Below are 15,898 nucleotides of genomic sequence, written 5' to 3' on the forward strand. Positions count from 1 at the left end.
GTGGGGTCAGATCATATCCTTTCTCACGAAAGTCTTCTAATTGTGCCTTGCAAATAGGGTCTAACTGATCGATTTCATTTAACATATAAGCCTTTCCCTGGCTGTGAAGTGCGCCTTTTCTTTCATGAATAATATCGATATGAATATTTTGGGTGATATCATAAAATAAATGGTTATAAGGTCGTGTGACGTTCTTAAATACATCGGCATAAATCTGTACAATATACTTAATATCGGCACAAAGCTTTAAGGCATTATTCACCGAATTTGGCTTATAGCTTTCGGTGTGATGCGCTACACTAAAGTAATGCATTTGTTCTGGGTTCTTATTGAAGAGTGAAGGAATTAAGATAAGCGGCACCTGAGTAGTTTGATAGATGTCTAAATAAGCCTGTTGAATCGCAGCCAATGGTAAGGCTGTATCATCGGTGGCAAAGGTGTGAATCGGAATATGGCCACAAAGTGCAAAGAATAAGTGCATAATAATCTGATTGGCATAGGCATTTTGAAAAACAGTTTCGGTATAGTTACGACGGACTTTTGATAAAAGGTGTTGATAATAATGACTATGCCTATCATATGCCGTACGTTTAAACATAAATTGGTAAATTAAGTCCTTAAATGGATGCGCTTTGCTCTCTCGAACCATAGTCGCCCATTGTTGTGGGAAGCGTAAAAACTCTGCACGCCAGTCAGGGGCAACATAGCTTGCAATCTCTTTAATGGTATTAAAATGCAAATGATTAAAATACGGGCGGGTAATATGGGTATCAAAATGCTCATTTAACGCGCGATGGCGCTTTTCATCGGCCACACGACTGGCAAATAAAGGCTCTATCGTGCCGGCACCAATCCAAAAGTCCGAAGGTGAGTAATAATGAGAAACATCATTTGTGATATAGCTGGTAAAGATAAAATCACCGGCCTTATAGCTATAGTTAATTTGTATTGGTGTATTATTCAGGTAAAAATCAAATTGTTTTGATAAAAACATACCAAAGGGAATATTGGCGTCAACACGGGTGCCATCAGGTAGAAAGTGTCCTGTGTCATCGCCAACCACATCTCCATATTTATATTGCCAGATTTCAAAAGTATGGTTTCTGATATCCGGATCGGCATCTAATATTTCATGGGCTTTGGGATTTATCTCTTTTATACGCTTGGCGATGTCATCCCATTTGACTTTTATAATACTCATGTACTTTTATGGTTCATTATTCGCTAGGCCATATTGTAACCATAAATACCAATAAGTAAATGCTTGCGTCAAAAATAGCCATGTATTAGCCTCACATCAGAAAACTGCCGCAACGCAATGGCAACTTTGAAGGTAATATCGCTTATAGCGTTTCACTTAAAAATATAGAGCTCTGCAGATTGTTCCAAAATACGAGAGTAAATTTTTGAAAATAAATAACAAATCATCTTGACAAAAATCGATAGAATTGCCAATATAAATCCTATGGAATTTTATGGCGATAAAAAAACGCATTAAATGTAAAGATGGATTATATGACCAGGGGGAGCTGGGATGCACTACCGCTAGTGATAATGATTATAACAAACGCTAGCGTAGTCAAAACATATAAGACAATATGCAAATTATCGAACCAAGAAAAAATAATAGATAAAAAAATCGTGCCATTGGCGGCACGAGAAGGGGAGCTATAAGCTTGGGATTCTGGCAGAGGATCCTTGCTCGGTCTCAAGAGGGGGTATGGAAGATACCCGAGCGCTTCAGATGGGGGCTGAAGTCCTCTGCTAATTCATAATATATGATTGTCTCTTTATCTTGTAAATAATTTCTCCTGAAAAATTTGCAGTTTTTTTTACATTCGTATGTTATAGTTTCTAAAATTTACGAAAATTTCTTAAGAATTATATATATTTCATGCGGCTGTTTTTTAAAAAGGCGAAATCAGGCTGAATTTTATCGTTTACTCATGTTGCGTTGCAGCAAAATCCCTGTGGTGTTGCATAAACACTAACTTACTGTGCAGTTCCAGCGCGTATTAGTTGTCCTAGATTGTTCTCAACAAGAAAATTCTCAAGATAGGTATGTACTTGCTCAGTTGTTGAGAGCTTTAGTACCTGCTTTAATACGTTTCGGCATTGTTTTTTACTGATATTGCGCAGCACATATTTGATTTTTAATAAAACCGCAGCATTCATGCTAATGCTATCAAACCCCATGCCGATAAGTAGGGGAGTCGCTAATGGGTTGCCACCGATTTCACCACAAAGTGAGATTTCTTTATTGTGCTTTTGCGCACGTTTAGCTAAATAATAAAAAACCTTAATCATCGCTGGGTGTAGTTGGCTATAAAGTGAGGAGACTTTATGATTCGTCCGGTCAATAGCTAAAATATATTGAGTGAGATCATTCGAGCCGATCGAGATAAAATCGACAAGTTCAAGGGCTTTATCAATCATCATTAGCATGGAAGGTACTTCAATCATAACGCCAATTTTGGGCTTTTTAACTTCTAATCCTTCTTCAAGGATCTCTTTGTATGCCTGACGAATAAGGGTTTTTGCCTTTTTGATTTCCTCAATTGTTGTGATCATTGGCAGTAAAATACTTAAATTATGATACGTAGTACTGGCTTTTAGCATGGCACGAATCTGAACTAAGAACAGATCGGATTGATCCAGCATCATACGGATACCTCGCCAGCCAAGAGCCGGGTTTTGTTCTTCTTCATAAAAATAAGGCAAGGTTTTATCAGCACCGACATCTAATACGCGAATAACAGCAGGCTGATTTGGAAAAGCTTCTAATACCTGTTGGTAAATAATACGTTGCTCATCTTCACTTGGGAAGCGCTCACGAATCATAAAGGGGACTTCTGAGCGATAAAGCCCAACACCAGAAGCCCCTTGTCTTACTGCACGATCCAAATCCGCGATTAAGCCAACATTTGCCTTTAAATCCAGCTTAAATCCGTCAGTGGTCTCATTGCTTAAATATTTGATTTTTTGTAACTGACTAGCCTTTTGCAGCTCATTTTTAATAATGCGGTCATAGGCAGTTTTTAAGCCTGTATTTGGATTGACATATACACGACCGATATAACCATCAATAATCACATCTTTTTTGTCAATAAACTCAATGGGTAAGGCATGGATATTGGTGACAAAGGGCACATTTAAGGCTTTTGCTAGAATTGCTGCATGAGAATAAGATGAGCCGTGTTCTGTTACAACCGCTTTAAGGCGGCCTTTGGGAACCTCAGCGACCATGGAAGCCGTGACTTCATTGGCAACTAAGACCGTATCACTTGGATAGTGACTTTTTTTAACCGATTTATTTTCAAGTGCCAGCAGGATGCGTTTGCCCAGGTCTTTCATATCGCTGGCACGCTCTATAAAATAAGGCTCATCCATCTGTTCAAAAAAATCGGCATGTTTTAAAGAGATCTGTTTGATGGCTGATTGCACCCATACCCCCTGGCGAATCAGTTTGATAATTTCATCATAAAAACGATGACTGTCAATCATCTGAAGATAAGCTTTGAAAAGCTCACCTTCATCACTACCGGCTAAAGTCGTGATGCGCTCCAGCATCTCTTGCAGTGAAGCTTTAACATCATTAACTGCATCTTTGAAAAGTGTTTCTTCATCTTCCTCTTGTGTTGGTTTGTCAGGGATTTGTTCAATATCGGTGATATCATAACGAACAAAAGCAACACCTTTTGTTACACCTTCATTTGCACTGGCCCCATCAAAGTATAAAGTGTTACTGATTTTTTCCTCAATTCGCTCAGACACATCATCGACATGCATGGCACGATTTAACGGTAATGATAAATTAGCACATAAAGTGACAATATCATTTTGCAGGGATTCGCTGATCCCTTTTTTTGCCTTGACTTGAAGTGCCAGGATTGCAATAACCTGGCTTTTGTAAATAACAGGTGCAGCAAGAAATGCTTGGAATCTTTGTCTTGACAGGGTTTGCAAGACGGTGTATTTTTTTTCATCTTCTATGTTATCAACGACAAGGGATTCCTCTCTGGCGGCTACTTTGCCAAGCAAATCTTCATTGGTATCCAGGTAGATCATGCCTGATTTGACTCGTGGAGCAAGTGTTGATGCGCTTAGTGTGAAAATATCCGGTGCATCCTCTAGCGTAAAAACACTACAGGCATCTATTTCAAAACGTTTGCACATTTCTTCACAAAACATGGACAGCACGATATCCAGATCATGTTTTAGTTCAATAATTCTGACCAAAGGTTGCCAAAACATAACCTAGCTCCGATTTTGAATAATTGGCAAGAAATGCGTTAATGCCTTGCGATAAACATGGCGCTTGAAGGCAACTACTTTATCTGCAGGGTACCAGTAATTGACCCAACGCCATTCATCAAATTCAGGTTTTTTGTTCAAGTGTAAATTAATTGCACTGTCAGGGGATTTTAATCGCAGTAAAAACCACTTTTGTTTTTGACCAATGCAAAGTGGGCAATTACGACGTATTAAAAAACGGGGCAAACGGTAGCGTAACCATGTTCTTGTTGCCGCAATGACTTCAACGTCATACGGCATTAAACCAACTTCTTCTTTGAGTTCTCGATACATTGCTTCAATTGGTGTTTCTCCTGGGTTAAGTCCACCTTGTGGAAATTGCCAGGAGCTTTGGTTCACGCGCCGGCCCCAGAAAACTTTGTTTTGGTTATTCAAAAGAATAACCGCCACATTTGCTCTGAAACCTTCTTGATCTATCACGATCATTCCTAAAACTACGCTTCTACTGTTGTTTAGGATACCTGAAAGTCCCTTGTTTTTCCTCGAAATCTTGCTATTTTTTGCAAAAAATTCTGTTAGAATGCTTACTTGGAGATGAAAATAATTTGAGATACTTTGAAAACGGTTATGAACTGATAGAAAGTGTCTGTAACTTCAAGGAGCATTTAACCTATGTCGGACTTTGTTACATTTGAGTCAATGGTTTTAAAGCACAATGTGGAATTTGTGGATTTGCGTTTTACTGATACCAAAGGTAAAGAGCAGCATGTCACCATACCTGTTAAGGCAGTCGATGATGACTTTTTTACTGATGGGAAAATGTTTGATGGCTCATCTATTGAAGGATGGAAAGGGATTAACGAATCAGATATGATTTTAATGCCAGATATTCACACGATGTTTTTAGATCCATTTTTCGAAGCGCCAACCTTGATTATCCGCTGTGATATTTTGGAGCCTGCAACAATGCAGGCTTATGATCGGGATCCTCGATCTGTGGCAAAAAAAGCAGAGCGATATTTGCAAGCTACAGGTATTGCCGAACAGGTATTCGTTGGCCCTGAGCCTGAGTTTTTTGTTTTTGATAATGTTACCTTTAAGTCTGATATGCAAGGTGCGGAGTATAAAATCTACTCCGAAGAAGCTGCATGGGGCTCAAATGATTTCCCGGCTTATGGCAATAAAGGGCATCGCCCAGGCATTAAAGGCGGCTATTTCCCGGTCCCGCCAGTTGATTCTTTACAGGATCTTCGCTCAGATATCTGCACTATTCTAGAAGAAATTGGTCAGGAAGTTGAGGTGCATCATCACGAGGTTGCAACTTCAGGGCAGTGTGAAATTGGAACAAAGTTTTCAACATTAACCGATAAAGCTGATCAGCTGCAATCATTTAAATATATCGTCCACAATGTTGCACACGCTTATAACAAGACGGCAACCTTTATGCCAAAACCCATTCCAAAAGATAATGGTTCAGGAATGCATGTACATCAGTCACTGGTGAAAAATGGGAAGAACATTTTTGCTGGCAGCGGTTATGCGGGTCTTTCTGAAGAGGCATTATATTATATTGGTGGGATTATTAAACATGCTCGCGCATTAAATGCGTTTTGCAATCCATCAACCAATAGCTATAAGCGTTTGGTGCCAGGGTTTGAAGCACCTGTACTGTTGGCATATTCCGCACGTAATCGATCTGCGTCTATTCGTATTCCTTTTGTCAGCAGCGACAAAGCGCGACGAATTGAAGTACGCTTTAGCGATCCAATGGCAAATCCTTACCTTGCATTTTCAGCAATGCTTATGGCCGGGATTGATGGGATTAAAAATAAAATTCATCCAGGTGATGCGATGGATAAAAACCTGTATGATCTGCCACCAGAGGAGCTTGTTGATATCCCGACGGTTGCCGCTTCATTAGAAGAAGCGCTAGCTGCACTTGATCAAGACCGTGAATTTTTAACAGCCGGAGATGTATTCTCACATGATTTAATCGATGCCTATATTGCGCTTAAATCAGCAGAAGTGCAAAAGCTTAATATGACGCCACATCCGGTTGAGTTTGAGATGTATTATAGCCTTTAACCTTTCTATCTTTGTTTTTTTTATTCAAATCAGTTAGGTTCCTGAGATGCTGCCATCTAGGAATTTTCTATTTACGCTAAATTCCACTTGCAAAACCCATTTGCTTGCGGTCAAATAGCTAGCGGGTAAAATAATAGCGTTTTTTTAAAAAGCAGGGTTTGATCAATTGAAAAAAGGGATAGTTCAACAAAAGGAGATTTAATAATGATCAAAAACAGAATAATACTTTCAGTATCAGGTTTTATGGTGCTAACAGGCATGACATTTGCTCACCCGTCTGTGCATACAACACACCATATTTATGCAACAAATGATGCAAGCAAGATAAAGCCTTGGTCAGTTCGTATTACGGGTATTGCGCCAAATGAAGCACCTTATTTTGTTTCAGGGGATGTCACCAGCAGTGATATAGTATTATCAGTAAGCAAGGATAAATCTGCTGAATATGGGTTTGGCTTTTATCAAGGAAGTGATTTTAACGTTGCTTATACGTTAACAGCAATTGATACAAGTCAGACGGCTGATGCTTCACAGCACAAGACGAAATCATGCACCTTTATCGTTGGTGCCAATGGGCCTGCAAACCCTAACATCACCGTGAAAAACTATCAAGGTGCCAAGTGCACCTATAAAGATGAAACCGGCAACGGTGTTGATTTTTATTTGGCTTAGTCCATTTTATAATATTGATACTGTGCAATAAGATTTTCACGAAAACGCTTTTTAAGTTGTCGTATATTTGCATAAACTGTTTTGGATAGATTGTGTGTTAATTCAGCCTTTTGTTTTGCTGAATAATTGGCTTCAACACAGCTGAAATTTGCTGCATTAGAAACTTCAATAGCATAGATAATCAAAGGGTTCTCCAAATTCAGTGGCTTAATAAGACACTTTACAATATATAGCGCATAAGCTTTAATATCTTTTTCGGTATCACCGGTACTTTGGTTGGCCGTGAAGTCCTGCAGTTGTTGTGCCAATGCAAGTCGGCTTTTTTCTTCAAGTTGAATACTGGCAAGTTTCACTTGTACCTTTTGATCATCCAGAATATTCTGCGGCGTATTCTCAAGTTTATGCCATTTAAGCATCAAGGCATCTAATCGCTTAATAAGGCTATAAATTGTGTTTGTCGTCTGCTCAAACCGGTAGATTAGGTTTTTTAATTTTTGTCTAGTATCTTTATTAAAGTCATTGAAATGGATCTCTTTAATGGCTTGTTGCATCAGGTGAAGATTAGCTGGTGCATCTTTTTGAATGTGAATAAGGTTTTTCAGTGGAAGCTCCGGTGAAAGCGCTTTACTGCTGAAGTAAATCTGCTCAACAAGACCATAGGCAAGCCAGTGCTTAAGACGTATTTTTTGTCGTGTTGTTTCAATTTGCTTGAATAATTTTTCAACAGCCAAATGATCAAAGTTTGTTATTGTCTTAAAGAAATAAATTGTCCTGCCTGCTAAAAGCTCTAATGAAAGTGTGATGATATCACTGGCATCATCAGTGTCAAAAAGGCTTAGCTGGCCGCCACTATTTAATACTTTTGTTAAAAATCCAGGGTTGCGTGAAACACCTTCATTCAGTGAGATATGATCACCTTCAATTTTCCTTAAAGCCAGATATTTAAAGTTTTCAGATAAGTGCTCTTGAGAGATAATTTCCTGACGAATTTCATGCAATTGCACGGAAAACTTGCAGGCATCTGCTGGAATGCCATTATTTTCATAAATCTGCATTAATTCGGCAAAGCGTGCTGCTTTTTCACTGAAATGTGTCTGCATCGCAACGTAAATTTCGGTTGTACTTGGGTGCGATTTTGATAATAAGAAAGCTGAGATCATCTCTTGCTTTGCATTTTGTGCTAAAGCTGCAAATTTAAGGTTTCTCGCCTGTCTAAGTTTATCATAAGCAGTTTCGATCACGTTTAAAAAAGCCTGCTCTGATCGCTCTTGATTGCGCATACGAATCGTATCTAGAATGATTTTGCTAATAAGACCACTTAAGCCGACGATAAAGACATAAATAGAAAAATAGATCAGTGTACTAAAGGGGACGACCGTACCATGGCTAAAATAATAACCCAACAAAATGGCCACAACCGTGATGGGCCCGGCGGTCCATACAATCGAGATCAATGTTGTTTTAAAGCCGCTACGGTGTATAGAAACCATAAGATCACTTAAGTAGGAGCGATTGACTTCTTGTGAGGCAAACAGGTCTTTATCTTGTAGTGGTTTCATATATATACAGGTTTTTATTGTGATAGACACACCATAGTAGATATATGACGCATTCACAAGTCTGCGTTGCATATTAGAAATACTTAATAATATATGTAAGTTTGTAGATTAAGGAATAAAATATGCTTAGTAACAAGTGACTAAAGTTACATATTTTTCATTTTTGTATATTACTTCAAGGACTTGTCATTCATTCTGCTTGGCGGGTCACATAAATATTCTCAGTGCCGTCATTCCCAAAAACAAAGCTTTGAGGTTGTTTCACAAGCTTAAAAATTTGTCACAGCATTGTGGTAAAGGGCAGAGTAATCCCTTGTATCATACTATTTCTTTATACTTGCAATAAACTAATCGAATTAGACAGTTGAACAAATTTTAGTACACTTAAACTCAGATATAAATTTGAAAGAGTAAGACTAATGTTATGGTTTGATATTTTAATCCTTATCCTGGCAGGAATAGCCTGTGGCTTTTTTACCAGCATGTTTGGCTGGGGTGGTGGTTTAACTGTTGTCCCGGCGTTATTGATTTATTTTCCCCTAGTGGGAGTAAACCTTGCAATGGCCGTGCATCTGGCCTTTGGAACCTGTTTTTTGGTGATGCTCATCACCAACTTTGTCAGTACTTATAAAAGCCATCGATCAGGGCATGTAATGTGGGATATTTTTTTATTGCTTTTGCCTTTAACAATCTTTGGGATGATTGTTGGTGGCTTTGTTGAGAAAGTTTTGCCTGCCAGCATGAATATTATCATTTTGATCTGCATTACCATCTATGCGTTTATCCGCTTTGTTCAGAAACTGATGGCGCATAAAAAAGCGATGCAACAGCCTAAAGAGATTAACATCAATAAAAAGAAATTTGCAGCCTTTGGCTTTTTTGTAGGTTTGCTATCTTCTTGTACAGGTGGAGGGTCAAGCTTAATGCTATCACCAGTTTTAAAACATGCGAATTTGTCAATGAAGCAGACCATTGGGGTGATTACCGCCATGAATATGCTGGTTGCAATTATGGGGATTGTTGTATTTGCTATCATCGGCTTTCATGTGACAACATTGCCAGCGTACAGTGTTGGCTATATTAACCTGCCAGCAGCGATTATTCTGGTTTTAAGTTCTTTTATTGGCGTGCCTATTGGGCATAAGGTGGCAAAATGGTTAACTGAGATCCAATATACGATCCTTTATGTTCTCTCGCTGTTCGCTATTTTGATTATCTTGTTGGTGAAACTGATTTAATGGATTTTACATGATAATGCCAATAGGCAAAAACCCCGGCAAGGCCAAGCGCTAATGCAGCCAAGTAAAAAGGGGTGGTGATGTTGATATTCGCTGCTGGGCCTAAACTAAAAGCATTAATAAACCATGCGATGCCAAAAACAGATGTTGTTCCGCCCATGATAGCGCCTTGCTCATGTTCTTTAACCGCCGCTGCAATGACAGATAAAAGCGCAGTATAAAAAATAATCTGTAGCAATGCGCTTAAAAATGCGCTGATAATAACCATCCCTATTGTTAACCATATAGCAGAGACCAGGAAAATAATGGACAGCAAGGTTGCAATACTCAGCATGGCTTGTTTTGCTGTGAATCGCTTAAGCACCTTTTCCTGTGCCCACATCGTTGATAAGGCAAAACCTGCACTTAAGATAATAAAGATTCCACCAACGGCACTTTGTCCAAAACTAAGCGCTTGTGATAATACCAAAGGCAGTGCCTGGGCATAATAACCCCAGCCAATTTGCAGCATTAAAAATGACAATGCAAGGATGCGTACGCGTTTATCAACAAACATTACACGGAAGCTGAAGATCAGTGAAATTAAATGTAATTTGACTTTATGCACCGGCTTTTTATAGGTTTCAGGTAAAAACAGACACACGCTTAAGAGATTAATACAGGCTAAAATTGCGCCAAAAACAAAAGGCAGGCTTATTGCCTGGAAATCTGTGACAGCAAAGATGCCAACAAGGGTTGTAATGATCGGGCCAAATATAAAGCCAATGGATGCAGCTAATGTGATAAGGCTTAGATTGCGCATTCGGTTATCTGCATTAGAGATATCAAGCATTACTGTTTGTGCGATGCTGAAGCTTCCACCAAAAAAGCCACAGATAAAGCGACTGAAAATAAATAAAGATAAGCTGCCGCTGTAAAAGGAGGTAACAGAAATTAAATAAGCCGCCGCAGTGCCAATAAGGGCGACGATTAAAAGTGTTTTTCGACCATAGATATCTGAGAGCCTGCCAATGATGGCACTACCAATAAATATACCCAATGGCCACACAGCCATGGTAATGCCATAATAGAAATTTCTCAGTGTATCTGTGGCACTTTTGGCAAAAAACACGCTTTTCGCTGAAAGCATGATTTCTGGAATTACGGGAAAAACAAGTCCAACACCCATGATGTCAATAATAATCGTCAGCATTAATATGCCGATTAATAAGCGTTGTTTATTTTGTGTAAGCATTGGTTATCCTTTAAAAGTATATATGCTATTCATCAAACGATCACAAATGGTTTGACGATTTTTTGGTACTATTAGATTACTTGACAAGATGGATCACTGCTATAAGAGAGCCTTAGTCTACTATAGAATCAATAAGGGATAAAGAGAAATATCAAAAGATTTTTACTAACATGATTAAAATACAAAGACATAGTAAAAGGATAAATAAGTATTTGATTGCTTTTTCAGATAATTTATGCGAATACATAACACCTTTTGGTGTTAACCACAGGCTTGTCGGTAGAACGAGTATGACAACGATCCAGTTTAAATAACCAAGGCTCCATAAGATGGTGGGAGTATCATGAACAAGCCCGGTGATTGTCGCAATAATCGTACCGCCTGTGCCGATAAAAAGTCCTGACAGGCTTGAAATCGCAATGGCTTTTTTGATTGGGAGCCTTAAAATTTTTTTGCAATAAGGTACGGTAAATGTGCCACCGCCCACGCCTAATAAAACAGAAAAAGCAGCAATTACTGTGCTGCCAATTGTCAGTTTTGCCGTTGTGACACGAGTTAATCCATTCGTTTTTTTATCATTACCAAATAGTGAGAAAAGGCTAAAGATAAGCAGGCACAGAAAAAGTATTTTAAGCACAATTCCAGATAGTGTGAGCATTAAAAGCGCACCGATAACAATGCCAATAAGTAAGCCAATCATCCAGCGCTTGAAAAGTGCCAGATCGAGATTATTGGCCTGGATTTGTTTTATGGATGAAATCAGGGCGTTGGGAATAATGATGGCTAATGAGGTGCAAATTGCTGTATGTGTGCTTATCTCAGGGTTGCCAAAATGTTCAAAAATAACGATAAGTACCGGGACTAAAACAACACCACCACCAATGCCAAAAAGGCCAGAAGCAAACCCGGCAATTCCACCTGCAATTAAAATGGAAAAGATAAAAAAAACATCAAGTGCCATGTATCATTCCTTGTAAGGGCGTGTTTTTCTAAGTGTATATCACTGATCGCGTATTTCACAGGTGAGTGATAAACTTTTTATCGATATGCAAAGCATTTTATATAAGATGCTTTGGTGATGGGTATGGCAAACCTAAGGCCTGACCATGTTTATGCAGCAATAGGATCAATCGGTGTATGCTTTTGCTTTGCGTGCCATAAATCATAAGCTAATTGTAGGTTTAGCCAGAACTCAGCCTCCATATTAAAAGCTTCGGCAAATGCTAAAGCAGTATCCGCAGTAATGCCTCGCTTGCCATTTACAATTTCATTAACCCTTGCATAGGTCCAGCCTAGATGTTTTGCAAATTTAGACTGAGTTATCCCCATTGGCGCCAAAAAATCCTTTAATAGAATTTCACCCGCATGGGTTGGCTGTCTTTTGGTTGGAAGTCTCATTTTATCACTCCTCAATGATAATCAACGATATCAACGTCTACTGCATTATTTTGAGTCCACTTAAATATAATACGATACTGATTATTAATACGTATTGACCAATAATCTAATAACTTGCCCTTTAGTTTCTCTAGTTTGTTATTCGGCGGTACATTCAAGTCTTCTATTTTAGCTGCAGCATTTAGTTGATCTAATTTCCTCACTGCAAGCGGATGTAGATTTTTCTAGAGTATCTGCTAGATATGCCATTAAAAACATCTTCAGACAGCTTGCTGCTAAAATTCTTAATCACACGTTAATGCCGCTTTTGGCTTTTAATTGATTTAGCCTTCCTATAAAACTATACCACTTATGAGTGATTTTGCGGGTTTTAGTGACAAAGCAAAAAATACGGTAAAATGATTTACGATGGGTATAAATTTGCACAAAAAATTATGGCAGTTTCAGATTCCACAACCTAAGGGTTTTCGTTATAATAACTCCACCGCCAAACAAGCGTATTTAGGGATTACAATGGGTTATAAAACCGCACTTTATGAGATGCACCAAAAGGCGGGTGCAAAAATGGTGGACTTTGCAGGCTGGGATATGCCAATTCAATATACTTCCGTGATGGAAGAACATCACCAGGTCAGAAAAGATGCTGGTATGTTTGATGTCAGTCATATGTTAACACTAGATATTAAAGGTGGCGATGCCAAGCGTTTTATTCGTTATTTGCTTGCCAATGATATTGCTAGAGTTGCCAAAGAAAAAGCCTTTTATTCATGTATGTTAAATGAAAATAGCGGTATCGTAGATGATTTGATCGCATATTATTTTAATGATGAATTTATCCGTCTTGTTATTAATGCCGCAAATCGTGACTCTGATACAAAATGGATTAAACAGCATGCAAAAGCCTTTGATGTTGAGATAATTGTGCGTGATGATTTAGCAATTATCGCAATACAAGGTCCCAACGCAAGACAAAAGGCTGATAAAGTACTGGCGGAAAAGGCTGATGATGCCGTTAAAAACTTAGCACCTTTTGCAATGGTGCAATCAGGTGAATGGATGATCGCCAGAACCGGTTACACCGGTGAAGATGGTTATGAAATTTCACTGCCGGCAGAAAAAGCTTCTGTTTTTTGGCAGCATTTACAAAGCGAAGGTGTGTTGCCTTGTGGTTTGGCCGCAAGAGATACATTGCGTCTTGAAGCAGGTATGAATTTATATGGTCAGGATATGGACGAGCATACAACACCAATAGAATCAGGACTTATGTGGACAGTGTCAATTACTGATGATCGAGACTTTATTGGGAAAAGTGTATTGTTGGCCAAAAAAGAGACGATCAATGAGCAGTTTGTTGGCCTTGTGTTGTGTGATCGTGGTATTTTGCGTGCCGGACAAGTGGTCGAAGTCGATGGTGGGTGTCAAAAAGGCGTTATTACGAGTGGAAATTTCTCACCGACATTAGGGCAAAGCATTGCCATGGCAAGAATACCAAAAGCGGCAAAAGAGATTGCTGTCAGGATTCGTAATAAGGTAATTCCGGCAAAAATAGTTAAAATGCCATTTGTGCGCAAAGGGAAAAAAGTTTATAAAGAATTAGAAGATACGGTAATACATTGATATATCAACATATAGGAGAATAATCATGGCGGAAATCAGAGAAGAATGTCGTTATACAAAGACGCATGAATGGGCGCGGCTTGAAGAGGATATTGCTGTTTGTGGTATCGATGATTACGCGCAGTCACAAACTGGAGAGCTTGTTTTTGTCGAGCTTCCTGAAGTAGGTGATGAGGTCAAAGCAGGTGATGATGTCTGTGTGATTGAGTCTGTAAAATCAGCATCAGATGTTTACACGCCTGTGTCTGGTACGATTGTTGAGGTCAATGATGCGCTTATCGATACACCAAACCTTGTCAATGAATCCTGCTATGATGATGGCTGGCTGTTTAAAGTACAGATGGATGATGTCAGTGAGTTTGATGATCTGTTAGCTGCTGATGAATATGCAAAAGAGGTTGATGAAGCATAACCTGGTTGCCCTGTCAGATCAGATGTAATTTATATTTTATTTTTAGGGGAGCGCAATGCCTTTTATTCCAAATACAAAAAATGATGTGCAGCAAATGCTTGATGAAATTGGTGTGGAGAACATTGAAGTTCTTTTTGATGAAATTCCGCAAAGCATTCGCGCACAAAGCAATATTAATCTACCTGATGGCATGAATGAATGTCAGATGGATCGATTTTTCCGTGATAAGTGTGATAAAAACATTCAACAGACGAGCTTTATTGGCGCTGGTGCCTATCAACATTACACGCCATCAGCCGTTGTAGACATTATGACGCGAGGTGAGTTTTATACTTCATATACACCATATCAGGCAGAAGCATCACAAGGAACACTGCAGGTTGTATATGAATATCAAAGCATGATGGCCTCATTAACAGAATTGCAAATTTCAAATGCATCAATGTATGATGGAGCCACGGCGTTGGCTGAAAGTGTTTTAATGGCAACTCGTCATCAACGTAAGCTTAAACATAAAAAAGTATTGATCGCTGATGTGATATTTCCACAATATATTGATGTGATTAAGACGATTGCAAGTGCGCAAGGTGTTGAGGTCGAGGTAATTACCGTTGATCCGAAAAATGGCAAAACCGATGTTAATAATTTGGCAAATAATCCAGATAACTATGCGGCGGTTATCGTTCCACAGGTTAATTTTTATGGTCAAATAACAGACTATGATGAATTGACGGATTGGGCGCATGCCAATAATGCCATGGTGATTGCAGTTGTGAATCCAATTGTACTTGGGTTGCTTGAGGCCCCTGGAAACTGGGGCCAAAAGGGTGCCGACATCGCTTGTGGCGATGGGCAGCCTTTAGGTTTGCCTTTAAGTGCAGGTGGTCCTTATTTTGGTTTTATTACCGCCAAAGAAGCACTGGCAAGGCAAATGCCAGGCAGGATTATTGGACGTACGGTTGATCAAGATGGCAAAGAGGCATTTTGTTTAACTTTGCAAGCCAGAGAGCAACATATCCGCCGGGCAAAAGCAACATCGAATATTTGCTCCAATCAGGGGCTGCTTGTTACTGCCGCTACCGTTTATATGTCGCTGATGGGGCCGCAAGGTCTTAAAGAAGTAGCATTACAATCACATCAAAATGCGGCATTATTAGCCAGAAAAGCTGACCAGATTGATGGGGTGAAAGTCCGTTTTAACCAGAATTTTATGTATGAAATCATCATTGATCTGCCAGTAAGCGCTAAAGAAGTATTAGCACTTGGTACAGAGCAACAAGTTCAATTAGGTTATGATATGGCAAATTTTGATGCTGCTCAGGCAAATAGCTTATTGGTTTGTACAACTGAAATTCACCATGAGGCAGATCTCGATCTTTATATCGATGTACTAAAGAAAGCATTATCAAAGCTTGCTGTGGGAGTATGA

General features: G+C 39.1%; 14 protein-coding genes. 6 read left to right on the forward strand and 8 right to left on the reverse strand.

Going from position 1 to position 15,898, the window contains the following annotated elements; genetic code table 11:
• The 3 genes from DNK84_RS08850 to DNK84_RS08860 form a co-directional block, all read right to left on the reverse strand.
• Positions 1-1,201: hypothetical protein (locus tag DNK84_RS08850; RefSeq protein ID WP_162902336.1), on the reverse strand; the 1,201-nt coding region annotated here is incomplete at its 3' end.
• A gap of 791 nt (positions 1,202-1,992) precedes the next feature.
• Positions 1,993-4,254, reverse strand: a complete 2,262-nt coding sequence (gene ptsP / locus DNK84_RS08855; protein ID WP_119344167.1) for a phosphoenolpyruvate--protein phosphotransferase — start codon at positions 4,252-4,254, stop codon at positions 1,993-1,995.
• Between the two features lie 3 nt (positions 4,255-4,257).
• Positions 4,258-4,734 (reverse strand): RNA pyrophosphohydrolase, encoded by a 477-nt coding sequence (locus tag DNK84_RS08860; protein ID WP_162902337.1) that lies wholly within the window; start codon positions 4,732-4,734, stop codon positions 4,258-4,260.
• Positions 4,735-4,926: 192 nt separating this feature from the next.
• Here DNK84_RS08860 and glnA point away from each other — a divergent pair, with 192 nt between their 5' ends.
• Positions 4,927-6,339, forward strand: coding sequence for a glutamate--ammonia ligase (gene glnA / locus DNK84_RS08865; RefSeq protein ID WP_119344169.1), 1,413 nt, complete (start codon positions 4,927-4,929; stop codon positions 6,337-6,339).
• Positions 6,340-6,543: 204 nt separating this feature from the next.
• Complete coding sequence (locus DNK84_RS08870; RefSeq protein ID WP_119344170.1) at positions 6,544-7,011, forward strand: hypothetical protein; 468 nt, start codon at positions 6,544-6,546, stop codon at positions 7,009-7,011.
• Here DNK84_RS08870 and DNK84_RS08875 read toward each other — a convergent pair.
• Complete coding sequence (locus DNK84_RS08875) at positions 7,008-8,570, reverse strand: hypothetical protein (RefSeq protein ID WP_119344171.1); 1,563 nt, start codon at positions 8,568-8,570, stop codon at positions 7,008-7,010. The two genes, DNK84_RS08870 and DNK84_RS08875, sit on opposite strands and share 4 nt — an antisense overlap.
• Positions 8,571-8,989: 419 nt before the next feature.
• Between DNK84_RS08875 and DNK84_RS08880 the strand changes: the two genes are divergently transcribed.
• On the forward strand, positions 8,990-9,808 hold the full coding sequence (locus tag DNK84_RS08880) for a sulfite exporter TauE/SafE family protein (RefSeq protein ID WP_119344172.1): 819 nt from the start codon (positions 8,990-8,992) through the stop codon (positions 9,806-9,808).
• On the opposite strand, the gene DNK84_RS08885 is transcribed toward DNK84_RS08880, so the two are convergent.
• From DNK84_RS08885 to DNK84_RS08900, 4 genes are all read right to left on the reverse strand, one after another.
• Positions 9,783-11,042 (reverse strand): MFS transporter, encoded by a 1,260-nt coding sequence (locus tag DNK84_RS08885; RefSeq protein WP_119344173.1) that lies wholly within the window; start codon positions 11,040-11,042, stop codon positions 9,783-9,785. The two genes, DNK84_RS08880 and DNK84_RS08885, sit on opposite strands and share 26 nt — an antisense overlap.
• Positions 11,043-11,193: 151 nt before the next feature.
• Positions 11,194-12,003 carry a sulfite exporter TauE/SafE family protein gene (locus DNK84_RS08890; RefSeq protein ID WP_119344174.1) on the reverse strand — a complete coding sequence of 270 codons (810 nt, stop codon included), beginning with the start codon at positions 12,001-12,003 and terminating at the stop codon, positions 11,194-11,196.
• Between the two features lie 149 nt (positions 12,004-12,152).
• A complete protein-coding gene (locus DNK84_RS08895) occupies positions 12,153-12,440 on the reverse strand; it encodes a HigA family addiction module antitoxin (RefSeq protein WP_119344175.1) in 288 nt (95 codons plus the stop codon).
• Between the two features lie 11 nt (positions 12,441-12,451).
• Entirely contained in the window at positions 12,452-12,643 is a 192-nt protein-coding gene (locus DNK84_RS08900) for a type II toxin-antitoxin system RelE/ParE family toxin (protein ID WP_208123292.1), read from the reverse strand.
• Positions 12,644-12,953: 310 nt separating this feature from the next.
• Here DNK84_RS08900 and gcvT point away from each other — a divergent pair, with 310 nt between their 5' ends.
• Genes gcvT through gcvPA form a run of 3 tightly spaced genes read left to right on the forward strand, consistent with a single transcriptional unit; the run spans position 12,954 to position 15,898 of the window.
• Positions 12,954-14,057 (forward strand): glycine cleavage system aminomethyltransferase GcvT, encoded by a 1,104-nt coding sequence (gene gcvT / locus DNK84_RS08905; RefSeq protein ID WP_119344196.1) that lies wholly within the window; start codon positions 12,954-12,956, stop codon positions 14,055-14,057.
• A gap of 25 nt (positions 14,058-14,082) precedes the next feature.
• Positions 14,083-14,469 carry a glycine cleavage system protein GcvH gene (gcvH, locus tag DNK84_RS08910; RefSeq protein ID WP_119344176.1) on the forward strand — a complete coding sequence of 129 codons (387 nt, stop codon included), beginning with the start codon at positions 14,083-14,085 and terminating at the stop codon, positions 14,467-14,469.
• 55 nt (positions 14,470-14,524) lie between these two features.
• Positions 14,525-15,898 carry an aminomethyl-transferring glycine dehydrogenase subunit GcvPA gene (gene gcvPA, locus DNK84_RS08915; RefSeq protein ID WP_119344177.1) on the forward strand — a complete coding sequence of 458 codons (1,374 nt, stop codon included), beginning with the start codon at positions 14,525-14,527 and terminating at the stop codon, positions 15,896-15,898.

Source organism: Facilibium subflavum, from assembly GCF_003574485.1.
In the GTDB taxonomy this organism is placed as follows: Bacteria; Pseudomonadota; Gammaproteobacteria; order Francisellales; family Francisellaceae; genus Facilibium; species Facilibium subflavum.